The 24,740-nt window shown below is 33.2% G+C and carries 20 protein-coding genes; 3 read left to right on the forward strand and 17 right to left on the reverse strand.

Annotated features, from left to right (window positions below; genetic code table 11):
• Nucleotides 1–75 precede the first annotated feature (75 nt).
• The 4 genes from EF514_RS09980 to EF514_RS09995 form a co-directional block, all read right to left on the reverse strand.
• Entirely contained in the window at nucleotides 76–1,308 is a 1,233-nt protein-coding gene (locus EF514_RS09980) for an aromatic amino acid transport family protein (protein WP_127725308.1), read from the reverse strand.
• A 23-nt stretch (nucleotides 1,309–1,331) separates the two neighbouring features.
• Nucleotides 1,332–2,147 (reverse strand): nitrilase-related carbon-nitrogen hydrolase, encoded by an 816-nt coding sequence (locus EF514_RS09985; protein ID WP_127725309.1) that lies wholly within the window; start codon nucleotides 2,145–2,147, stop codon nucleotides 1,332–1,334.
• A 109-nt stretch (nucleotides 2,148–2,256) separates the two neighbouring features.
• Complete coding sequence (locus EF514_RS09990) at nucleotides 2,257–3,258, reverse strand: aminopeptidase (protein ID WP_127725310.1); 1,002 nt, start codon at nucleotides 3,256–3,258, stop codon at nucleotides 2,257–2,259.
• An 81-nt stretch (nucleotides 3,259–3,339) separates the two neighbouring features.
• Nucleotides 3,340–4,617 carry a dicarboxylate/amino acid:cation symporter gene (locus tag EF514_RS09995; RefSeq protein WP_127725311.1) on the reverse strand — a complete coding sequence of 426 codons (1,278 nt, stop codon included), beginning with the start codon at nucleotides 4,615–4,617 and terminating at the stop codon, nucleotides 3,340–3,342.
• Between the two features lie 318 nt (nucleotides 4,618–4,935).
• Between EF514_RS09995 and EF514_RS10000 the strand changes: the two genes are divergently transcribed.
• Nucleotides 4,936–5,817: a MurR/RpiR family transcriptional regulator gene (locus EF514_RS10000; protein WP_127725312.1), complete on the forward strand. Its 882-nt coding sequence runs from the start codon at nucleotides 4,936–4,938 to the stop codon at nucleotides 5,815–5,817.
• A gap of 110 nt (nucleotides 5,818–5,927) precedes the next feature.
• On the opposite strand, the gene tnpA is transcribed toward EF514_RS10000, so the two are convergent.
• The 8 genes from tnpA to EF514_RS10040 all read right to left on the reverse strand — a co-directional run bounded on the left by tnpA (nucleotide 5,928) and on the right by EF514_RS10040 (nucleotide 15,256).
• Nucleotides 5,928–6,383 carry an IS200/IS605 family transposase gene (gene tnpA, locus EF514_RS10005; RefSeq protein ID WP_127725313.1) on the reverse strand — a complete coding sequence of 152 codons (456 nt, stop codon included), beginning with the start codon at nucleotides 6,381–6,383 and terminating at the stop codon, nucleotides 5,928–5,930.
• Nucleotides 6,384–6,588: 205 nt separating this feature from the next.
• Nucleotides 6,589–7,584, reverse strand: a complete 996-nt coding sequence (locus EF514_RS10010; RefSeq protein WP_127725314.1) for an asparaginase — start codon at nucleotides 7,582–7,584, stop codon at nucleotides 6,589–6,591.
• On the reverse strand, nucleotides 7,581–8,771 hold the full coding sequence (locus EF514_RS10015; protein WP_127725315.1) for a CapA family protein: 1,191 nt from the start codon (nucleotides 8,769–8,771) through the stop codon (nucleotides 7,581–7,583). Before EF514_RS10015 ends, EF514_RS10010 begins: the two co-directional genes overlap by 4 nt.
• A gap of 146 nt (nucleotides 8,772–8,917) precedes the next feature.
• A complete protein-coding gene (locus EF514_RS10020; RefSeq protein WP_127725316.1) occupies nucleotides 8,918–9,127 on the reverse strand; it encodes a hypothetical protein in 210 nt (69 codons plus the stop codon).
• A complete protein-coding gene (locus EF514_RS10025) occupies nucleotides 9,124–11,532 on the reverse strand; it encodes an S-layer homology domain-containing protein (protein ID WP_127725317.1) in 2,409 nt (802 codons plus the stop codon). Before EF514_RS10025 ends, EF514_RS10020 begins: the two co-directional genes overlap by 4 nt.
• 204 nt (nucleotides 11,533–11,736) lie before the next feature.
• Nucleotides 11,737–12,579, reverse strand: a complete 843-nt coding sequence (locus EF514_RS10030; protein ID WP_127725318.1) for a DegV family protein — start codon at nucleotides 12,577–12,579, stop codon at nucleotides 11,737–11,739.
• Nucleotides 12,580–12,588: 9 nt separating this feature from the next.
• On the reverse strand, nucleotides 12,589–13,932 hold the full coding sequence (gene glmM, locus EF514_RS10035; protein WP_127725319.1) for a phosphoglucosamine mutase: 1,344 nt from the start codon (nucleotides 13,930–13,932) through the stop codon (nucleotides 12,589–12,591).
• Nucleotide 13,933: 1 nt separating this feature from the next.
• Nucleotides 13,934–15,256, reverse strand: a complete 1,323-nt coding sequence (locus EF514_RS10040; RefSeq protein ID WP_127725320.1) for a CCA tRNA nucleotidyltransferase — start codon at nucleotides 15,254–15,256, stop codon at nucleotides 13,934–13,936.
• Nucleotides 15,257–15,371: 115 nt separating this feature from the next.
• Between EF514_RS10040 and EF514_RS10045 the strand changes: the two genes are divergently transcribed.
• Complete coding sequence (locus EF514_RS10045; RefSeq protein WP_127725321.1) at nucleotides 15,372–15,926, forward strand: ferlin; 555 nt, start codon at nucleotides 15,372–15,374, stop codon at nucleotides 15,924–15,926.
• Nucleotides 15,927–15,951: 25 nt separating this feature from the next.
• Entirely contained in the window at nucleotides 15,952–16,893 is a 942-nt protein-coding gene (locus EF514_RS10050; RefSeq protein ID WP_127725322.1) for a copper amine oxidase N-terminal domain-containing protein, read from the forward strand.
• Nucleotides 16,894–16,930: 37 nt separating this feature from the next.
• Here the strand turns inward: EF514_RS10050 and EF514_RS10055 are convergent, their stop codons facing one another.
• The 5 genes from EF514_RS10055 to EF514_RS10075 form a co-directional block, all read right to left on the reverse strand.
• Entirely contained in the window at nucleotides 16,931–21,199 is a 4,269-nt protein-coding gene (locus tag EF514_RS10055) for a 2-hydroxyacyl-CoA dehydratase (RefSeq protein ID WP_127725323.1), read from the reverse strand.
• A gap of 247 nt (nucleotides 21,200–21,446) precedes the next feature.
• Complete coding sequence (locus tag EF514_RS10060) at nucleotides 21,447–21,617, reverse strand: DUF362 domain-containing protein (protein ID WP_127725324.1); 171 nt, start codon at nucleotides 21,615–21,617, stop codon at nucleotides 21,447–21,449.
• A gap of 172 nt (nucleotides 21,618–21,789) precedes the next feature.
• On the reverse strand, nucleotides 21,790–22,272 hold the full coding sequence (locus EF514_RS10065; RefSeq protein WP_205666442.1) for a ferritin: 483 nt from the start codon (nucleotides 22,270–22,272) through the stop codon (nucleotides 21,790–21,792).
• Between the two features lie 12 nt (nucleotides 22,273–22,284).
• On the reverse strand, nucleotides 22,285–22,572 hold the full coding sequence (locus tag EF514_RS10070) for a hypothetical protein (protein ID WP_240649056.1): 288 nt from the start codon (nucleotides 22,570–22,572) through the stop codon (nucleotides 22,285–22,287).
• A 45-nt stretch (nucleotides 22,573–22,617) separates the two neighbouring features.
• Entirely contained in the window at nucleotides 22,618–24,726 is a 2,109-nt protein-coding gene (locus EF514_RS10075) for an alpha/beta hydrolase family protein (protein WP_127725326.1), read from the reverse strand.
• Nucleotides 24,727–24,740: the final 14 nt, after the last annotated feature.

Below are 24,740 nucleotides of genomic sequence, written 5' to 3' on the forward strand. Positions count from 1 at the left end.
AAAAACAAGAAAGAGCTTGAATTTAAGCTCTTTCTTGTTTTAGAAGTGTTTATATAAATTTTTAATTTATATCATTTACCAACCTGCCGGAAGGTAGCCCAAAGCACCTAATATTGCATATATAATAGTACCGCCATACATTACTATTATAACCGCTTGTACCGGCCATGAAGCCAACTTACCACAAGTCCATTCAGGTTCTATATCACCGGTCTTTCTGGCATTGTTTACCATAAATATTGGAAGTATTGCCATTATTGCCGCTGCAAAAGTACCTGAGAAATATACTGCATCTATAAAACTAACTTTTCCAGAAATAGTTAAATACAGTGGAATTGCCAAAACTATTACCATTATAGGAATTCTTATCTTTGGATCCGAGTCACTTCTCAACTTAAAGAAATCCACTATATTTGAAATAAGAGTTTGGGTTACCGGAGTAAAGGAAGTAAACATAGCAACTAGCGCAAAAATATTAGCTCCGAAAAATGCCCATTGACCAATGGCTCTACCCCATACTAAAGTTGCAACTTGCGTAATTTCATCTGCCGGTGCAACTATAAAAGTACCCATAGGTATTAATATTAAAAGTATTGCAACTATAATCTGCCCTATTAAAAGAGAAGGTGCCAACTTTTTCGGTTCATGGGCCAAACCTCTAGCCAAATCCGGCACAAGATACTGCCCAATATAGCTGAAAGCCGCTACGTTAAATATAGGAATTGCATATTTCCAATCCGCAATAAATAATCTTCCAAAGTCTGAACTTGACGCTAAAAAGCTTGCTCCTGTTAAAATCAATATCAGACCTATCATAAATATACTCATATACTTACCGGCTACACCTATTGCTTTAAGTCCCAAGTAGGTTACCAAAGCTGCAGGAACCATAAATATTATAGCTCCCATTCCCTTTGATACACCTAGAAAATCCGCTATTATCTCTCCGCTTCCATTAAAATAAGCTATTAAACAACTAAGTGAATTTATAACTACTGCTAAAAATACCAAAATTTTTCCAATTCCGCCTACATACCTATCAGCTAATCCGGGAAGTTGAATCATTTTTCTCGTTCTTAAAGTTGCTTCCGCCACATAGTACATTGAAATTAAGGTTAAAATACCGGATACTATTAACCAGAAAGCAATTACAGGAAAGCCCCCAAGTCTTGCTGAATAAGCAGTTCCTAGAGCTCCTGAACCTATTCCACAACCCACTACGGCAAAAATTACTTCTGATGACGTCATCTTTTCTATTTTTAAGGCGCCTTCTTCATAGATAGGAGCACTATTTTTATTATCACTCATATTTCACCTCGTGTTTTTCAATTCTAATATTTTTCAATCGCACCCATACTGAAAGTATCTTCCTTAAAGTCATTTAAGTAAGGAAGCCAGCTTCTAACTTCAATAACCCTATCTAAATCAATTTGTTGAACTAGTACTTCTTCTTTATCATCACTTGCCAATGCCACAACTTCTCCATCTGGACCTACTATTTGTGATCTTCCGCAGGTATTATCTCCTACAGTATTAGCACCAACCATGTATAAAACGTTAAATAAAGCATTACCTGCTAAATCAACGTCCCATCTTCTCTGTGCAGGTATACTCCAGAATGAGGAAACAAATATGATTTCCGCTCCTTTTAAAGCTTCTATTCTTGATGGCTCAGGAAGTTCAACATCGTAACAAATTAACATTCCAACTTTACCAAATTTAGTTTCCACAACAGGAAGTCGATTTCCCTCTCTGAATTTTAGTTTCTCTTGTCCCCATGCATATACTTTTCTCATATTTTCAATTACTTTACCATCATCATCTATAAATATGCATGAATTGTACATACGACCAGGAATTACAGCATCTGCCTCAGGATATCCAGCAATAATATGAATTCTTTTTTCCTTTGCCTTCTTTTTTAAAGTTTGAACAAAAGGTCCATCAGAAGGCTCTGCCAATCTTTGAAGTTCTTCAGACTCTAATAGGTATCCTGAATAAGCAAGTTCAGGGAATACTATAATGTCAGCATCTTTTTCAGCAGCTTCATCAACCATATTTAGAATTTTATTTAAATTAGCTTGTGTATTTCCCAACTCTAAGTACATTTGACCTATCGCTACATTTAGTAAGCGTTCTTTTTTCATATTTCTCCTCCTCATAATGAAATATTATATAAAAATAGAGTTAGAACTAGATAATTCTAACTCTATTTCGAAAACTATTGTGTCTATTTTTAATTATACCCTAAATATATTACTTATCTCCTAGTACTACTACTTTTCCATCTTTAACAATTAGTTCATCATCAAAAGTAATAGTTGGATTGTACATTACCATGTCAATGTGAACTGTTGACATTGGAGGTTGACCATAGTAAAATCCATTACCCATAGCTATGTGACAAGTACCTCTTGCTTTTTTCTCTTCTTCAAAATCACTATTGAATAAACTATTCGGATTTAATCCAATTCCAATTTCCGCTATATTGTCACTGTCCTTTATAGTATCAAGAGTATTTTGGATTTGTCTACAAATTTTAGGGTCTCCGCCTACAACCTCTACGATTTTACCATTTTCAATTTTCAATTCCACAGGTTCAGTTGGTGCACCATAGTAAGCCATAGGTCCATCCATTACTAATGTCCCATTAGTTGTTCCCACAACAGGTCCTAAAGAAACCTCTCCATCTGACCAAGCCATTGCATCTCCAGGATTTTTAGCCACTCCACACTCAATAATAGGCTCCATTTGGTTCATTTCCATACGTAAGTCTGTTCCTGCAGGTGTGGTTATATGAGCCATTTTCTTACCTCTCCAAATTGCTTGAAGTTTTTTACCTTCCTCATAAAGTGCTTCATAATCAGCAAGAGCTCCACCTCTAGTAAAGTTTTCAACATCTCTTAGAACTATTGAACACTCACGCAATTTCTTTTCATTAATTAGCTCTTTTAACCTATTATTATAAATTGCAACTCCAGAAGCCTTTGTCATTCCAATAAATACGTCACAGCCTTCCATAGCTTTTTCAATCATCTTAGGAAATATTGTTGCTTTGTCCTGTCCTCTACTTGGAGTCATAGCTACTGTATAATCCGCACCCAGTTTTAGCGCAGCCGCTGCCATCGCATTTGCCATTCTCACATCTGTTTCAGCATCTGTAACTATTAATACTTCTTCTCCAGGTTTAACTGCCATTAAAGTTCCTAAAATATAATCCGCTCTCTCCATACATTCTACTATTCTGTTATCTGACATTTTTTTCCTCCTTAAACTCCTTAAGTTCTTACCTACATTTATGTAATTAATTTTATGTACAAATTAATCTTATTATTAAAGTTATTTTAAACTCATATCATAATAAACTTCTTTATCTAACTCTCCTTCCATTTTTGCAACTACAACTGAAGTCACCAAGTCACCTGCAGAATTTGTTGACGTATGAATTTGATCAACAATCCTATATACTCCCGCAACTAAAGCAGTGGCTTCTAATGGCAAACCCATTTGAGTTAAAAGTGTAATACTTATTACTAATCCTATTTGCGGAGTAGCGGCACATCCAACACTTAAAAAAGTAGCTTGAACTACTAAAAGTATTTGTTGTTGTATTGAGAGTTCTATTCCATACAACTGTGATGCAAAAACCACTATTACTCCAAAATAAATACAAGTTCCATTCATATTTGCCGTAGCTCCAAAAGGTAATACAAAGTCAGAAATATCTCTCGGTACTCCTAGTCTAGGACCTACTTCCATTGATACCGGAAGAGCTGCTGAAGATGTACAAGTACTAAAAGCTATCATCCAAGGTTCAAAAGCTTTTTTATAAAAAGGTATTGGATTGACTCCGGCTACAAATCTTAAAAATATAGAATAGATTATTATTAACATTATCAAACACGATAAATAATCTGTTATTATAAATTTTAATACAGGCCCAAATATTGCTGTTCCAAATTTTGCAATTGCTACAGACATTAAACCAAATACACCAAAAGGTATTATCTTAATAATTACTCCTATAATATAGAACATCGCATCTGAGCATATAGTAATTATTCTATTTAGAGGCTCCGCTTTTTCACCTAATGCAATAAGTGAAAAACCCAAAAACAAAGCAAATACTATTACCTGCATCATTTCTCCATTTGCTAGAGACTCCACAGGATTATTTGGAATTAAATCAAGAATAACTGTATACACTCCTGGTAATTCTTGGACTTGAACTGCCTCTGCACTTACACTACCAAAATCCACACCAATACCAGGTTTTATAATATTCGCTAAAATTAAACCAATTCCGCATGCTAATCCTGAACTCATTAAAAACCATACAATAGTTTTTACTCCCACACTTCGTAGTTTACTTATGTCTTTCAATGAAATAGCTGCATTTGTAATACTAAAGAACACAAGTGGTACCACTACCATTTTTATTAACTTAATAAAAAAATCACCTAAAAATTGCAAAAAAGGTAAGATGTGATCATTTATCATAGGTACGGAAGTTCCACCTAGTAAATTTAGTATGTACCCAAATACTATACCTAAAAATAAACCTATAAATATTTTTACGTAGGAAGGTATTTCTTTCTTCTTTGTAACTTCTCCCATAATATCCTCCTTTCTATGTTCTACTATTTCTCCCTATATCTTATATATTCACACCTTCTTTCTAAAAAAATAATTATGAACATTTTCTATTTTTAGAATATCACCCTTTTTGACACTTGTCAATTCTTTTACAGAAATTTATGGAAAAATTCCACAAATTTCTGTAAAAGAATTATATATTCCAATTATGCGGAATATATTCTACTTTGTGAAATTTCTCTATAGATTTCCAATTTTTTACTTGCAACACTCACTTTTAATTTACTTTTAATTTTTTTTAGTATAATATTAAATAAAATACCACTTGAGAGGTGTGTAATGGAAACAAAAAAAGATATTACGGAAATGAACGTTTTAGAGAGAATAAGCTCTAATTTGGAAGATCTAAGCAAGACTCATAAGAAAATAGCTGTGTATATATTGGAAAATTATGATAAAGCAGTATTCCAAACTTCAAGTCAATTGGCAAAACTCTGTGATGTAAGTGAATCTAGCGTTATTAGATTTGCAAATTGTATTGACTACAATGGTTATTCTGATATGCAGAAGGCTTTACAAGATTTTTTAAAAGAAAAAATTACTATTTCACAAAGACTTGAATCTATTTCGGAAAATACTTCCGACGAAATGGACATATTATATAATGTGCTTCAAAAAAGTTTAAATGATATTAACTGGTTAATTAACAATATCAATGAGGATACTTTTTTAAGGATTGTGGATTTACTCTCTAATTCCAAGAGAGTATTCTTAGTGGGTTCACGAAGTTCTTATAGTGTCACCTATTTTTTAGGACTAGGTTTAAAATGGATTAGAAATAACGTCTTCGTCCTTGATGGTATAAACAGAAATTTTGACGACCTATCAAAAATTGAACCTGGTGATGTACTGCTTTCTGTAAGTCTTCCCAGATATTTAAATACTACGCTACAAATCCATGAATATGCCTATAAAAAAGGCGCTCAAACAATATGCATTACTGATACTATAACTTCACCACTAGTTAAATTTTCTACAGTACCCTTACTAATTAACAACGAATTATTGTCTTTTTCAGACAATTTAATTCCCGTTATGTGTATTGTGACAGGAATTTTAAACTCTGTTGCAGCAAGAAATAAGGATAGTAAGGAAAAAATTGAAAATCTTGAAAGGTTCTGGAACGAACTTGAAATTTATCAAAAATACAATAGCATATAATAAAAATCCACCAGCGTAGCTGGTGGTATTTCTTTTGCGGCCCAAAGGGCCTATTTTACTAGCAATGCCTAAAGGGCATCTGTTGGTCTGCCACTTGCAAACTTTACTTGCTACCCCTTAAAGGTGTCTGTTATGTCCATAGTTATTTGTCCACTTAACTCGTCTTCCTTTAATTGGTTTTTTATATAAGCTTGAATATTTTTTGCATTCTTTTCTGCTGTATCTACGTAATATCCTCGACACCAAAATTGTCGACCTCTATATTTATATTTTAAACTTCCCCACTTTTCATATATCATTATACTGCTCTTACCTTTTAAAAATCCCATAAAACTTGATACGTTTAATTTTGGAGGAATTTCAAGTAACATGTGAACATGATCCAGACACACTTCTGCCTCTATTATATTTACACCTTTCCAATTACATAATTCCCTTAAGATTGCTCCTATTTCTAATCTTTTATCTCCATAAAATACTTTTCTTCTATATTTTGGAGCAAAAACTATGTGGTACTTACAATTCCACTTTGTATGTGATAAGCTATGAATATCTTGATTTTGCATATTAAAACCTCATTGTTTTCTAAATTGTGGTTTGCAGACCACAATTTATTTTAACATGTGAGGTTTTAATTTTTTCATTAAACTACCGCTCTCTATTTATTATAAATACACCGCCTGTATATTTTATTGCAACATCCATACTTGAAAATAAAATTGTAGCAACAACTATGTATATTAGTCCCATTACCATTCCCCCTTGCTACAGCTATACGAAAATATCATTATTTATATTTTTATAAAACAACTCTTTAACTTCTTTAAAATCCTTGGTAAAGCCTAAAATCCACATTAACTTAGTTACTGCAGCTTCAACGGTCATATCATAAGCTTGAAGGACATTGTAGTTGTTTATAATATCGTAACCTACTTCATAAGTAGCGGCGTCGGACCCCTCTAACATCACTTGAGTAGCTATAACTATAATTTTACCCCTTTCAGTTACTTTTTTAAGAGCTTCCTTAAAATTTCTTCTGTCATTAAAAGGAAGTCCTCCTACGCCATAGGACTCCACAACTGTTGCATCATAATTTTCAGAGATATAGTCAAAAATACTTGGCTCCATTCCGGGAATTAGCTTTAATAAAAAGACCTTGGGATTTAATTCTCTATAGAATTTTACCTCTTCATCTTGTAAACCCTCACCCACATACCTTAAAACTCTATCTCCGTCTATAAAGGCTGCTACAGGATAGTTAATGGAATCAAAGGCTGAATAACTCTTTGACCTTAGTTTTTTAGCTCTCGTTCCGATTATGGCCTTACCGTCAAAAACTATGTAGACTCCCCTTACCCCCTCTTGTAAAGCGTACCTTATGGAATCAAGTAAGTTTTTTTTGCCATCTGTTATTGGATCTGTTATGGGTTTTTGAGAACCCGTTAAAATTATGGGCTTGTTGCCATTTTGAATTAAATAGGACAATGCAGATGCAGTATATGCCAAAGTGTCAGTACCATGGGTGATTATAAAACCATGGTATCTATCGTAGTTTTCTTCTATTACATTACTTATCATAAGCCAGTGCTCAGGTTCAATATTTGTAGAATCAATATTTAAAACCTGTTTTACATCAATTTCCGCAAGTCCTCCGGCCTGTGGTATGTGATTTAAAATTTCTCTTGGATTGGTCCTTGGGCTTAAACCAAATTCAGTCCGTTCAGAGGCAATAGTTCCTCCCGTTGCAATTAAAAGTAACTTTTTCAATTTTTCACCTCTTCATTGTTCAATACATCCATTACCCATTGATAGTTACTATCTATAAAGTTCTTTGTAGCATCATCTATTACATCCCTGTACCTGCCCCCATCAACTAAGTCATTTAGCAGTACAGTTTCATACTTATATATTCCATCTACATCCATAAACCTATTTACATAGGTGGGCATTACATCTACACTCTTTAGGGCAGTTTTATTTTCCCTCATATTCTTTTCCACAGTTAACTCAACAAAAGAACCGAACTCCACTCCCTTTTCAAGGAGCCAGGGTTTCCTTTGATTTGATATGGAGTTACCCATTGAATAAATGGAAAATTTGTTTTCTCCGTCTATTTCCCTATACTCCACAGGTTGAAGCACATGAGGATGTGAACCTAAAACCACATCCGCTCCCGCATTTAAAAAAAACTCATTCATCTGCCTTTGATAATCGGAAGGTACCGTTCTATACTCCACTCCCCAATGAGGATAGATTACTATAAAGTCCGTTCCCTGACTTTTCAACTCCTCAATTTCACTTGTAATCAAACTTTCATCCATGGGTGAGAGCATATACAATTTTTCTTCCTCTATACCATAGTCCAACCCGTTAAAGGATTCTGTATAGGCTAAAAATCCCACTTTAATTCCATTTTCTTCAACTGTAAGCAACTTTCTTTCTCCATTATTATAAGTTCCGAAATTTTGTAATCCCACAGATTCAATAGCCTCAATAGTAGTCTCAACACCTTCTATAGAAGTATCCAAACAATGGTTGTTAGCAGTTGACAATATGTCAAAACCTGCACTTTTTAAATATTCCAAAGCTTCTATAGGAGTATTAAACATTGGATGACCGCTTAATTTCCAATTGGGATTTACAGTAGTTTCAAAATTTCCCACAACTATATCCGAAGCTTCTATTTGATCTCTCATTTTCTCATAGTATGTTGAAAAATCATACTTTCCCGTTTCACTGTTTAAAGTCTTTATATATAGAGGCAAGTGATACATAATATCTCCCGTTGCCAATATCTTAACTGTGGAAATCTCATCCTCTTCTGCACTTATTAAAATATTCCTATCACTATCTAATAAAATTTCTTTTATGTATCCTTCATTATAGTAATCAGCAACAAAAATACCGAGAACTAACAGAAAAGCTGTAGCTATAATGGAAATAATTTTTTTCATATAAATCACCTGCTCTAATTATAACATCTAATATAAAATATTATGTCATTCTTAAATTGAATTTTTAATCTTAAAATTACTTATTTTCAAGTTCACAAATAAAAAAAGAACATGAAAAATTAAATCATGTTCTTTCAAGTCTTAATTTATTTAATAATTACATCTCCAGGATTAGTTGAGGAATTAGCATTACTCCACTCTTTTTCCAAGGCTTTCCAATCTCTAACCGGTAATAATTTTGTCCATGTCTCCGGTGCTTTATTATCTTCTCTCTCATATTCATGAGAATTTGTAGCCTCCTGTACAGCTGCATAATACCACACATTCCTATTCTGATTGTCTTTAAATTCAATCATATTGGCAACAATTTGTCCTTATTCGGAGTTCTTTCCAAAATTGCATTTACCAATTTAGCCGTCTCCGATCTGCTAATAGGCTCATCAGGCCTAAAGGTATTATCCAAGTAACCTTCTATCCACCCCTTTTCAGCTACTCTTGCTATTTCCGCTTCTGCCCAGTGTCCATCTATGTCTGTAAATTTATGTGTTGATGTTTTAGTTTCTTTAAAGAACTTAGACATCAATACTGCAAATTCCGCCCTTGTCATAGATTCATTAGGTCTAAAATTATCATCTTCATCAGCTTCAATTATACTTGCTCTTTCCATTGTTGATAGTGCATTGTTATACCATGCAGTGCTATCAACATCTTTAAAGGAACTTTCCGTGCTCCAAAATTCTTTCCTTGAATCCTCTTCCAACATTCTAAAGAATATTGTTACAGCTTCAGCCTTTGTAATCTCATCATTAGGTTTAAAGTTTCCGTCTGGATATCCTATCATATACGCATAGTGGTCCTTTTTATTTAATTTAGGTACTCCCCAACTGCTGCCGCCAGTATAATTTGTAATAGGTTCTTTTTCCACATTCTTATAGACATTATTAAATATTACCGTTGCAATTTCTTCTGTAGGAGTAACTTCTCCTTCAGTTCCAAAAGTAAATAAAAATCCGAAGTCAAAAAGCGCACTATAAAAAACATTTGGAACTTCAATAAAACCTTTTACATTATCTAATACTATTTCTTCACCATCTTCTATAGCATTTCCCTCATTCATTACTTTCACAATATGCGAATTGGATATATTATCTTTATCTAAATAGGTCTTAATCCCACATACGTCCATACTATTAATTTCCACACTACTATCTGGCTCAATAGTAATATTTCTATCATTATCATCAAAGGTAATTCTCATTCCTCTTTCATATAAGTATTCATAGCCCAATTTTATTATATCTTCATCATTTTCAAGTAAGTAGTAAGGATCATAATAATTGTTAGAATCTTGAGCAATATAAGTTGCCAATCCCCAAGTCTTAAAATAGTTTAAAGCATCACCCTCTAAATCAGCTTTAGGCATTTTCTTTCCATTATACGTCCCATTATAATATTGATTAATATTATAACTTCCTCCAGGAATACTAGGCGAACTTGCATTACCCGAACCAAATTGATTGTATTTTTGCGTGTATGTTAAATCCTCTAAACTATCAACTTCATAAAAAGCACAAACAAAATCCGCATAAGTTCTACTTGAGTCTTCATCAAATGTTATTTCAACACCTTTATGATTTTTAAAGGTAAAACTTTCTTTAATAAGTTCGGGAAAAGCATTCATCTGCTTTAGCGTTATATCACTAGCACCGGTAATATTGCTATTACTTGTTAAACCTTTATCTTTCCCTGGATTACTCATAAAATATGATATTACAGCCGGATTAGGGGTGCGTAAAGGAGCACTTGTTATCCTGATATTTTCTCCGTCAAATCCCTCTATATCATATACATAGCCTTCTTCTTTTCCCTCTACTGTAACAGGATTTCTATGTCTCCAAGCTTCACCAAGTCCATTGCGACCTATATTTTTAATTTCCGGATTATCTGAAGGTATGTAGATTCCACCTGGATTAAGCCAGTTTACAGTAGAAAAATCATAATCTTCATATTTTATGCTTTGACCTGATTTGTTTTTTATTTTTATTTTTACATTAGCGACTGTAGTATTGACACTCTTGTACATCATATATGCCATATATTCCGCTAAAGGATTACAATTCATATGAATTTTCCTGTCTATTATTTGCTCCGGTGTTATTGTATAGACAAAATATCCATCCTCATCCTGCTTTACCAGTCCTCTTTCATCAACTAACCATCCTCCAATAACTTCTTCGATTTCATTTTCAGAATTATTCGCTTTAACACTTTCAACAACTTCAACTTCTGCTACTAAACCTTTTTGGGGCTCCTCATCATTTACTTTAAAAGTAGTATATTTATAATTTTCTTCAGCCGGTTTAATTTCTTCCACTTTATAGGTGCCAGTTTCAAGTTCGGATAATAATGCAGTCTGTCCTGCTCTCAATTGAATTTTCCCGTCTTGTGGAATATCTAGGATATTTACTTTGTCTATTGTGTATTTACCAATAGCAGGGATACTTTCCTTACTAATGATAAATGTATAAATAATATCTCTATTTGAAATACTATCTCCCGAAACCTCTTTACTAATTTTTAACTCTCCAAATTTTTGATTGTTATCTGCTAAAGAATCACTTTCAAAATCAGTCTTTTTAATAGAATGATTATCAAAAATTATTTCCTCAGTGTTTGTTTCCGCAAAACTTTGCATTGGTACAATTGTAAATATAATTAAAAATGCCAATAATAATGATACAATTCTTTTTTGTAGTATCATTTAAATTCCCCCTTATTCAAATAGCAATAACATTTTGGTGACTAGCTGACATTTTAATTTTATCATTATTTTTTTTGACTTTAAATTAAAATTTTATGTATAATTAAATTTTTTTTATACTAAATTATGCAGTTTATTCTGTACCATTTTCAGTCATTTTTTTACAATAAAAAAAGAAATGGACAATCCCATTTCTCTAGTTTCCTAATTAAATCCTATTACTATTCCTCCATTGTCAGCATATCCCGATGATAATCCTCTGGATTGAAGTATTAAAATTTTTCCGAAATTATAAAGTTCTTTCACTCTTTTTTCAAAGTCTTTTGCTTTTTCAATTGCATCTACATGAGAGATTACTAAAGTCCTGTTGGAAAAATCATCTCCAAACTTTCCTATTGCCGTAGCTAATTTAGTAAGGCTCTTCTTAAATCCTCTGTTCATTTCATAAAGGGAAATCTCTCCGTCTTCGGCCACCATTATAGGCCTTATATTTAAAACATTTGCAATAAGACCTGCCGTCTTCTTTATTCTTCCGTTTTTAATTAAATTATCCAAGCTTTCTAAAATGAAAAAAGTGTGATTATTGTCGATATACTTCTCTATCTTTTCAATTTTTTCTTCAACTGTTCCCTCTTCACTCATTACACTTAAAATTTCAAGAGCCACCAAAGTTTCTCCCGCCGCCGCCGATTTAGAGTCCAAAACAAATACTTTGCTATTAGGGCATTCTTCCAAATACTCATCTCTTGCTACTATAGCGCTGTTATAAGAGCCGGATAACTTAGAAGATATTGTCAAAATTAATATAATCTCCTCTTCGCATTCCTTCATTTTTTCAAGATAGTCAAAGGGCGCCGGACATGAAGTTCTTATGGGATTAGGACTGTTCTTCATAGCATTTAAAAATCCATCTATATCAAGATTTTCATCATCTACATATTCCCTTTCATCTATGTCTATTTTAAATGGAACTGACAATATTTTATAATCTTCTTCCATTTCCTTTGTCAAATCACATGCAGTGTCAACTATTAATCTATAATCCATATTGTTCTCCTAACTTAGTTTTTTTTCAATAAATTCAGCAAGCTCTTCCGCTTCTCTTTGAAGGACAGTCTCATCTTCACCTTCAATCATAACCCTAACTAAACTTTCCGTTCCTGAAGGTCTTATTACAACTCTACCATTGCCTTTAAATTTTTTTTCTATATTTTCTATTTTCTCTCTAATATCTTCAAAGTCCATGTACTTGTTTTTTAAGTCCGATCTCACTTTGGCATTTACAAGAACTTGCGGATAGCTTTTCATCAAATTATTAAGTTCAGACATCTTTTTGCCGGTTTTTTCCATCACTTCTAAAAGATGGATGCCTGTAGCCAAACCGTCTCCAGTTGTATTATAATCTAAAAATATAATATGTCCAGACTGTTCTCCCCCCAAGACAAAATCATTCTTTTCCATTTCCTCAAGAACGTACCTATCTCCTACTTGAGTATAGACCAAATCCACTCCAATATCACTTAAATATCTTTTAAGCCCTATATTTGACATTATAGTTCCTACAACGGTATTGTTCGTAAGCTTGTCCTCTTTTTTAAGCTGAGTGGCACAAATTGCAAGTATATGATCTCCGTCTATTATATCACCATTTTCATCCACTGCTATAATTCTATCGGCATCACCGTCAAAACTCATACCTATATCGGCTTTTTCTTTAACTACCAGCTTACTTATCAATTCCGGATTTGTGGACCCGCTATTTTTATTTATATTAGTTCCATCAGGTTCATCATTGATTACAACAACTTCAGCGCCTAAATCCTTTAAAACCTTTGGAGCTAATTTATATAATGCTCCATTACCCAAATCCAACGCAACTTTTACACCTTTTAAATTTAAATCGCTAAGGCCTAAAAGATAATCATGGTACCTATCTTGAAGTTCATAGGAATAGATTACAGTCCCAACATCATCTCCTGTAGCATTTTTATAAATCTTAGTATCTGAAAAAATCAAATCCTCTATTTGATATTCCACCTTATCAGGTAATTTATACCCATCTGAAGAGAAAAACTTTATTCCATTGTGCTCAAAGGGATTGTGAGAAGCTGAGATTACAACTCCCGCTAAATAATCTCCTGTTCTTGTTAAATAAGCTATGGCTGGCGTTGGAATTACACCCGCAATTTCCACATCTATACCTATTGACATCAATCCTGCCGCCAATGCACTTTCAATTAAGTGACCGGACAATCTTGTGTCCCTTCCTATTAACATCTTGCCATTTTGATTTTTGGACAGTACATAACCTGCCGCTCTTCCCACTTTATATGCCAATTCAGGAGTAAGTTCCAAATTAGCTATACCTCTAATTCCATCTGTACCGAATAATTTTCCCATATTAACTCCTATATTTTTCTTTTACTATTTCTAGTAATGTATCTTTATTATTTAAACTTGGATTTTCCAAGACTGCTTCCGTTAGATAATTTAATATTTCTCCTATTATTTTACCTTCTTGAAAGCCTAAGTCAATTAAATCCTTACCATTTATATTTAAAAACCTGTCATAAGAAGTCTTTTCTTCTAAAAGCTCCTTTATTCTGTTTTTACGCACCTTTAAAAATTCCACATCTCTATCTTCCAAAGTACAAAACCTATCTGCAATTAACAGGTCATATAAGTTTAATACATTATCTCTTCCCACTCTTCTAATCTGTTTTCTAAGAGCTTTATCCGTCATATTTTCATGAACTTTCATATGATCTTCTATCAGCAGTTTTACTGTTTTAATAGTTGCCTTTGAATAGTTATAATCTCTAAGCACATTTTCGCATATTTCACTCCCCAATAAGTCATGCCCGTAAAAATGTCCGATTCCCTCTTCATCTATGGACAGAGTAAGAGGTTTTGCAACGTCATGAAACAATGCCGCAAGCCTTAATGTAAGTATGGGCGCCACATTATCCACCACACATAATAAATGGTCAAATAACGTCTTTATATGGTAGGGAGTTTTTTGATTGTAACCTACCGTCTTAGCTAAATCAGGAAACAGTACATCTAAAACTTTACTGTCTGCCATTATCTTCAAAGACCTTGAGGGAATTTCACTTAGAAGAATTTTATTAAACTCCATGGCAATTCTCTCCTTTGAAATATTCTTCAACAAGAGGCGATTTTCCACTATGCTCCTATATAGTTCTCTTTCAATTTTAAAATTTAAACTTCCTGCAAACCTTATTGCTCTTATTATTCTAAGAGCATCTTCCTCTATTCTCTCCTTGGGATTTCCAACAGCTCTTACTATTTTGTTTTCTAAATCCTCTCTCCCCGAGAAAAAATCTATTAAGCCGCTCTTTTCATTATACGCCAGCGCATTAATAGTGAAGTCTCTTCTTTTAAGGTCCTCCTCCAAACTTTCAACATAACTTACCTCTTTGGGCTTTCTGTTTTTTTCATAATGTCCCTCGGTTCTAAAGGTAGTTATCTCCAAATCATAGCCCTTGTATCTAATGGATATGGTACCGAACTTTTTCCCGACAGTATTTAAAATATAATCCTTAAATATTTCTTCCACTTCATCAGGCTCTGCACTTGTAGCAACGTCAAAATCATAGGGCTCCTTACCCATAAGGTAATCCCTTAAAGCTCCTCCCACTATATAGGCTGCAAAACCCTCTTTATTTAATATATTTAAGATTTCCATTATTTCAATTGGCATACCATCACCTATCTTAAAATTATATCATAACGAAAAACCATATATACAGCTTTTCTTTTTCATTTATTATACATTATGTTATAATACACTTAACATATTAGCATAGGAGGTCCATATGAAGAAAAAAATATTTTTAGTGTCCTTGCTTTCTGTTACTCTTTTATTAAGTGGATGTGGTAATAAAAATAAAGAAAATTCTGTTAAACCTAGTACTGATAACACTAATACTAAGACAGAATTAAACACTCCTACTGACAAAGATGAAGATACAGACGACAAGACGCCTAATAATTCTAATGAAAACAGTACGATAAGTACAGGTACCAGTCAAAATAGAGAAGTTATTAAAAACCTAATAGATAATTCTGATTATATTTCCAGAATTAAAATCCAAATAACTCAGGATAATTCCACAAGCATTAAATTTATAGAAGATTATAAAGGTGATCTATCCAGTATTGAATTGGAATTACCTAAAACTCTTAAAGCAAATAAGGAATATATTATTTTCTATGTAGATGGTGCCAAGGGACAGATTTCACCAACGAGAGACAGTGATTCCTTCATTGAAATTCAAGGTGAGAACGATGCTTCTTTAGAATATGTTGAATCCATATTTAAGACTGAAGAAACTCCAAGAGTTTTAAGCGAAACCGGTCAGAAAAAATAATAATTTTATTTAAAAGGAGATATTTATGAAAAAAACTTTAGGTGTATTATCATTATCTGTTTTAATGATTTTTAACACCGTTTCAGTATTTGCGCAAAAAACAGTTAAGGTACAGTTAAATGGACAAGAAATCCAAACTGACGTACCCGGATATATTAAAAACAATAGAACTTTAGTACCTATTAGATTTATTTCCGAGTCTCTTGGTTATGAAGTTGATTGGGATGAAGACGATAGAGAAATCACCATTGAAAAAGGTGATATTGAAATTGAATTGAAAGTTGGAAGTACTAAAGTTGAAGTTAACGATGAGGAAAGAACCATTGAAGTAGCTCCGGAGATAAGTCAAAATAGAACTTTTGTACCTATTAGATTTATAGCTGAAAACTTTGGCGTTAACGTGGATTGGGACAAAGATAACTATATAGTATTGTTAACTACTGATGGTTCCTCTCCTAAGGCAAATACAGATTATAATGCCAATTTAACAGCAGAAGAAAAAGTATACTTAGAAGAATTTAACTCACTTATGGGTAAATTAAGATCTAATATGAATCAGTTAAAGGGATACTATTTTGAAAACTCTTCAAAATTCTCCAAAACTGAAATTCAAAATCGCTATGAACAATTAAAATCTGAAATTGATACTATTGTTAATTCAATTAACTCAATTGATGCCCCTGCTAAATTTAAAAACTCAAGTGAAGTTTTAAAAGAAGCAGCTAATATTTCAAAGGAAATGGTTGGACTTTACAATTCCGCATTAATAGACGGCAAAAGTGATGCTGCTAAAAATGTGGTAAATTATCAAACTCAACTTTCTATAAAGTTAACTGAAGCAACAAAAATGTTCCAAGCGGAAATTAAAGGAGAAAACTACATTCCTGATGACAATATAAAATCCTATAATGAAACTTCAAATTTACTTGAAGACGATGCAATAAAAAACTTGCTTGAAAAATTATAAAATTAAAACCTTGTTAGATTTCTAACAAGGTTTTTTATTACGAATAGTTTTCCTTTGAACTTTTTGCTTTAATGACTCCAGTTGATAATTCCGGTTCCATATTTTTTCTCGCCTGAGATAGCATTAATTTAATTCTGTTAAATTGATTTACCTCTGAAGCGGAAGCGTCAAAATCAATTGGAACAACATTTGACTTTGGATAGGTGTTCCTTATGGCCTTTATAACTCCCTTTCCGGTTATGTGATTTGGAAGACATCCAAAAGGTTGAACACATACTATGTTTTCAACTCCCGATTCTATTAACTCAACCATTTCACCTGTTAACAGCCACCCTTCACCATATTGATTTCCAAGGTCTACATACTCTTGAGCATATTCCATAATCTCCTCAATTTTCTTAGGAGCATCATATCTGCTTTTCTTTAGTTCCTCTCTTACTATCTCCCTATAGCTTTCAATATATTTTATTCCAAAGTTACATATAATTGACGGCAATTTAGATTTTGAAAGTTCCTTATACTTTATTTCAGCATTTTTAAAAGAATACATCATAAAGTCTGTCAAATCCGAAATTACAACTTCTGCACCTTCAGCCTCAAGAACATCGGCTATGTGATTATTTGCCTCAGGCAAGTATTTTACCAATATCTCGCCCACAATTCCCACTTTAGGCTTTAATTCTTTTTTGATCTCCAGTTGTTCAAATTCCCTAATCATAGTTCTAACATTTTTTCTAAAATCTTTGGAACTGGTACTTAAATTTTCAGAAGAACAGATCTTAATCCACTTATCTTTTAATATATTTACAGAGCCCTTAATCTTTTCATAAGGTCTTGTAGCTTGGGAAAGCCTCATAATTAAGTCTCCGTAAAGCAACGATACTATCATCTTGTTTAAGATTCTAATCATTTGAACTTTTCCGACTTCAAAGCCCGGATGACTTTCAATTCCCTGGAAGGAAAGAGCCAGTACCGGTACATGTTCAAAACCTGCATCTTTTAAAGCTTTTCTAATAAAGCCCACATAGTTTGAAGCCCTACAAGCCCCTCCGGTTTGAGAGATTATTAAAGTTAAATTATCCGTGTCATACCTTCCGCTTTTCAGTGCATCTATAAACTGCCCCACTACGAAAATCGAAGGATAACAGGCATCGTTATTTACATATTTTAAACCGTCATTTACAACCTTTGGACTTAGGTTTTCCAAAACCTCTACATTGTATCCCTCTGAGCGAACTACTGAAGCAAAAATTTCAAAGTGAATTGGAGCCATTTGAGGTAGAAGCAATGTATGTCTTGGTTTCATTTCTTTAGTATATAGAACAGGTTTTTCATCAATTACTGTAACATCTCTTGAAACCTCTCTATTCTCTACTGCTTCAAGTAATGATCTTATTCTAATTTTTATTGCTCCCAAATTATTTACTTCATCTATTTTTATAACTGTATAGATTTTATTATAACCATGAAGTATTTCATTTACCTGATCTGTAGTTACAGCATCTATTCCACATCCAAAGGAATTCAATTGAATCATCTCTAAATTATCATGAGTTCCTACAAATTTTGCAGCTCTATAAAGTCTGGAGTGATAGTTCCACTGATCTAGAACTCTAAGTCTTCCATCAACGTCTGTTAATGGCGCTATGGCATCTTCTGAAATGACTGCAAGCCCTAGAGAATTAATAAGTTCAGGAATACCGTGATTTATTTCAGGGTCAATGTGGTAAGGTCTGCCGGCTAAAACTATTCCTCTTAAATTCTTCTCTTCTATTTCTTCAAGAGCTCTAAGTCCTTCGTTTTTAACGTCATCTGCATATCTGTCCGATTCTTCATAGGCAGCTCTAACTGCTTTTTTTACCTCTGACGCAGGTATGTCATACTCCTTAAATACCTCAGCCAATCTCTTTTCCAACTTCTTTCTGTTGTCAAAGGACAGGAATGGATTTAAAAACTTTACATCTTTTTCTATTAAATTTTCAACATTGTTCTTTATAACTTCCGAATATCCGATTACAACAGGACAATTCAAAGTATTATCTGCACTTTCATACTGTCTTTCCTCATAGAATACAGCAGGATAAAATATAAATTTAACGCCCTTGTCTATTAAGTTTTCAATATGACCGTGGACAATTTTAGCCGGATAACATGCAGTTTCTGAAGTTATTGATTCAATTCCAGCCTCATAGAGACTCCTTGAGCTCTCATCTGATAAAACCACACTGTATCCAAGTTCAGTAAAGAAAGTATGCCAGAAAGGATAGTTTTCATAGATATTTAAAACTCTGGGTATTCCAACTACTCCTCTTGATGCTACTTCAGTTTTTAAGCTCTCATAGCTAAAAACTCTCTCATACTTATACTTATATAAGTTTGGAAGTTCATCACTTTCTTTTCTAACTATTCCGGCTCCCTTTTCACATCTGTTTCCAGTTATATACCTTTTCCCATTGGAGAATATATTTACTGATAGACTACATTGGTTAGTACACTGTCTACAATTTGTATTTACTACTTTATATTCAAATTTATCCAAGTCTTCTCTTGAAATAATAGTGGACTTCCCCTTTGACTTTTCCTTAGAGATTAAAGCCATACCCAATGCTCCCATTAAACCTGCAATAGAAGGTCTTGTAGCTTCAACTCCTGTAATTATTTCAAAGGATCTTAGAACTGCATCACTTAAGAAAGTTCCTCCTTGAACCACTATGTTATTGCCCAATTCCTTAGGGTCTCTAACTTTAATTACTTTTTGAATGGCATTTTTAATAACTGAGAAGGCCAAACCTGCAGAAATATCCTCAATACTTGCTCCTTCTTTTTGAGCTTGCTTTACATTTGAGTTCATAAATACAGTACATCTGCTTCCCAAATCAACGGGATTTCGAGATTTCAATGCAACTTCGGCAAACTCACTTGGACTCATATTCACACTGTGTGCAAAGGTTTCAAGAAAAGAACCGCAGCCTGAAGAACACGCTTCATTTAAAAGTATGGATTCAATTACCCCATCTTTTATCTTCATACTCTTCATATCCTGACCGCCAATATCCAAAATAAAATCTACATTCGGATCAAAATATTGGGCAGCTTTAAAGTGAGCTATAGTCTCTACTTCTCCAAAATCAAGATTTAAAGCAGCCTTTAAAAAATCTTCCCCATAACCTGTACAGCCTGCCGCCGCAATATAAGAATCTTCAGTCTTTTCATTGTAGATTTCCTTTAATTTCTCAATTGCAACTTCAAGAGGCTTGCCCTTATTAGAGCCATAGTAGGAATATAAAACCTTATTGTCCTCTGAAAGTAAAAGCACTTTTGAAGTCGTTGAACCTGAATCTATACCTAAGTACATAGGTCCGTGGTAATCTTTAAGGTCTATTCTTTCTATTTCCTTGGTTTTATGTTTTTCTTTAAATTTTAAAACCGCCTCATCATCTTTAAAGAGAGGTTCTAAAATTTCATTTTCCTTAATAACTATTTCATTGTCTGTATTTGCTCTATTATACAACTCCATAAAGGAAATAGCCTTAGTATCCATACTTGTAATTGCAGCTCCAAGAGCTACGAATAATTCAGAGTTTTCAGGACAGATTGCCTCTTCACCGCTTAACTCTAGAGTCTTTATAAATCTTTCCCTAAGCATTGGTAAAAAGTGTAAAGGACCTCCTAAAAAGGCCACATTTCCCCTTATAGGTCTACCACACGCCAAGTTTGAAATAGTTTGGTTTACAACAGATTGAAAAACCGAGATGGCAATGTCAGCTTTACTTGCACCTTGATTTATTAATGCCTGTATATCTGTTTTAGCAAATACTCCACATCTTGAAGCAATGGGATATATTTTTTCATAGTCCTTTGCAAGTTCATTTAGCCCTGCAGCATCTGTTTCAAGAAGCGTTGCCATTTGATCTATAAATGCTCCCGTTCCACCAGCACATATTGAATTCATTCTCTGTTCAATACTGCCCTCTAAATAAGTTATTTTGGAATCTTCGCCTCCAAGTTCTATAGCTACACTTGTTTGAGGTATAAATTTTTGAATTGCCTCCGTACCGGCTACTACCTCTTGTACAAAATCAATTCCCAATAATTCATGTACTGCAATTCCACCTGAACCGGTTACACAAATTGTTATAGACTCATATTTAAAAGACACATAGCACTCATTAATAACTTCTCTAACAGTTTTCTTTACATCTGAAAAGTGTCTGCGATAAGTTGAATATAGAATGTTATAATCGCCATCTAAAACCACTAACTTTACAGTAGTTGAACCAACGTCAAGTCCCATGTGAATTTTCATCTATGCGTCCCCCTTTCAAATTTTCAATATAATAATACTAACACTAATATTTGATAATTATATGAAAATACTAATAATAATAGATATATACTATTATTATACAATATATGTTCTGCTATAAACCTTTGTAAAATTTATTTTACCTTTTGGCAAAAAAAAATAAGATGCCCTTTGGCATCTCACTTTTTATATTCATATTATAATTTAAACATTACTGTTTACCCCTAAACAATAATACAAATCTATATTAATCCTCCGGATTAATAGCTCCTGTTGGGCATACCGCTGCGCAAGAACCACAATCGATACATTGATCTGCATCGATTACATAGATGTCACCCTCAGAAATACAATCCACAGGGCATTCTGGTTGACAAGAACCACAAGCTATACAACTATCATTAATAACATATGCCATAATAAGCACCTCCATATTTTATACCATTGAAAATAGTCTTATTTTCACTTTGAAAATATTTTAACATATACAATTAACTTTTTCAATTTTTTATAAAAAATACAGTTGCATTTTTTATGGTTTAAAATAAAAAACCTTGGAGGCTTTTAATATCTACTCCAAGGTTTATCTATTATTCTCTTTGACCTAATTCTCTGTCAAAGATATAAAGTCCGTTCCACTTTCCGTCAATTCTCTTTAATCTATTTACGATAGTTCTAAAGCTATCTTCTTCCTCAATTTGTTCTTCTATAAACCAACCTAAAAATCCGATAACTTCATAGTTCTTTTCTTCTTGAGCCATGGCATATAACTCTCTAATTCTTCTGGAAACTTCTTTTTCATGTTCATAAGCTGTTTCAAATACTTCTGTAAAGCTTTCATATTTCGCCTTCGGTTTTTCCATAGCATCATATTCAGGTGTTTCATCTATTTCAAATAAAAAATTGTAAAATTTCATTGCATGCTCAAATTCCTCTTCAGCTTGCTTATACATGAAATTTGCAAAACCGTCCATATCCTGATCCTTTAAAAAGGCACTCATAGCTAAATAAATATAGCCGCTGGATAACTCAAAGTTAAACTGTTCATTCATTTTTTCCATTAATTTACTCATAATTTCCTCCCTCTATTCAGGCTTATACAATTCGTATATGCCATATATGTCTACATTTAATTTCACTAGTTCGCGAACTACCTCTGGGATATCGCCAACTTGAACTGAGAGCTCTATACCATCATATTTAAGCATACCTTTGCCATAATATTCGGAATCCACACTATTGAAATAATCTAAAAGACGATGAGTTACATTCTCCATATCGCCTATTAGAAAAAATATATTTACCATTTTATTTCTATCTTCAATGTCCAGCTCGTTTATCAGCAAAGTTCTCAACATGGTCATCGTCTCCATTCTAGATTATTTTTACCCTATATGGTTTAAAATAAACTTAAAATCTCAATTACTGTAACCAATATTATCTAATAAGATTGAACTATTGGAACCCCCGTCAAAAATAAACTCCAAGTACTTTATTTCATTTAAATTGAACTCCATATCTTTTATAAAGTCTTTTAAAGGAATTCTCACCGTTTCAAAGGAACCCTTATAGTCATAACTGTCATTAAATTTTTGAAGTTTGGAAAGCTCTACTTTAATTTGAGGACTTAACTTTATATACTCTGAAACATCAACTACTCCCCTATTCCCAAAACTGTCAGTAATGGCAACTTTAAATTTTAAATCCTCAAACCTCTCCTCTTTATCCATGGACATTAAATCAAATTGAAGATAATTTTTAGGTTCTACAAACTGATTAAAAACCAATTCATAGTTCCCCTTCCCATTAAAACTTAAGTGTAAAGCGGTATTTTCAATGTCAAATCCCCCTATTTCCACGCTTTCTTCTCTAATTCGCAAAAAGTTTTTAAATCTGGACTCTCCATATTTAAAAGTGGCCATATTATAATCCTCGTCAAAATTACAAATATCCACAAAACTGCTGTCAGAATATCTGGAATAATAAACTGTCTCCGGCAATTTATAGTTACTTGGCTCTTTAAAAAGACCTCTATCTCTTTTTAAGCCATAGGTGTTTTCCAAAAAGTTATGAACATACTTACACAGCACTTCCTGTTGAACCTCTCCCTCTAAAAGAGCACCCTTGTTTATAAAATATTCTCTAGGAGGATCTGAATCAGCATCTCCCCATATTTCATTAAACTGGCCATGGTTTGCATACCCTAAATAAATTGCACTTTTAAAGTTATCACTTCCCTGAGAAAAGCTCGTATTATTATAAAGTTTCATCCCGTCAAACCCCGTTACATCTCCGTCATGAGTTCCGTGGATAGTTAAGAAATTTACATCCTTTAAAACTACATCCTTACCTGAGGGATTGTACTGGTCCACTGTGGGAGAAATTGCAACTATTCCCTTTATATTGAAATTATAATTTAAGCTTTCTCCATTGTCTGGATTATATTTTAACTTATTGAAATTTTCAGCAATACATATCGCCTCTCCGCCTCGCGAGTGTCCGGCTAAGGCAATGTTCTTTTCATCTATTAATTCATAAATTTTCGATTCACTGTTTTTATTTTCACTTAAAATATACTTTATATTTTCCAAAAGCAAAATTGCCCTTGCATCATTTTCATTTCTCAACCCATACTTCATAAAGCCGTTTAACATATTCATATCTACCGTTACAGCAATAATGCCTCTTCTTGCAAGGTATCTGCCTAAGTAATTATAGCCTAAATAATTTTCTTCAGTTAATCTATGGTTGCCATGGACTATAAAAACCACAGGCGAATTTTTTTTATTTTCAGGATACCAGATTTTACCCTTTATTGGCACCTCACTTAAATCTCTTCCCAAGACAGTATCTCTTATTTTTTTGGTCCTGCCCCTATAGTTTACATACTTAGAAAGAGATATGGTATTTTCATTTTCAAGTCCATAATCTATATAGTTAGACGAATAAATTGCCTCGGTATCTAAATCCAAATCTCCCACTTGAGAATAATTCATTCCGCTTTTTTCTGAACTGCCGGGCGTAAACATAAAGAACAAAATCAGCGCCAGTGCCCCTCCGCTGGGAATTAAAAATATAATTGAAAATTTTTTCCCATTGTAAAAAAAGGATACCAGCGACTTGGTAAATATGAAAATCACCAAAGTAAGTCCAAGAGGAACCAGATAGTTTACCCAGTTTTCAAAATCCGCCTTCCTGCTTACATCTCCAAATACTCTATAAAGCACAAAGTATAAAGTGGCAAATAAAACTATATTTAGAGAGTGGCTTCGTTTTAAAATAGTAACTGCTGCTTTTCCAATATAGGTAAACAGGGTTAAAAATATGTATAAAATTCCTGCAAGACCTAGAAAGGCTACAAGCTTCGGAATTTGATAGTCGGCTATATAGTAGGAAAATGTAAGGCTTATAACCATTGAAATTATAAGTTTAATAAAGCTGTAGGCCCTTTTTGTATTTCCAAGAAACTTTAGCAAATTTAATTTGATTCTCGTACAAATTTTAATTATTATATTATCTATTTTCATAAAAAAATGAAATG

Origin of the sequence: Anaerosphaera multitolerans (assembly GCF_004006535.1) — a bacterium.
Lineage (GTDB): Bacteria > Bacillota > Clostridia > Tissierellales > Peptoniphilaceae > Anaerosphaera > Anaerosphaera multitolerans.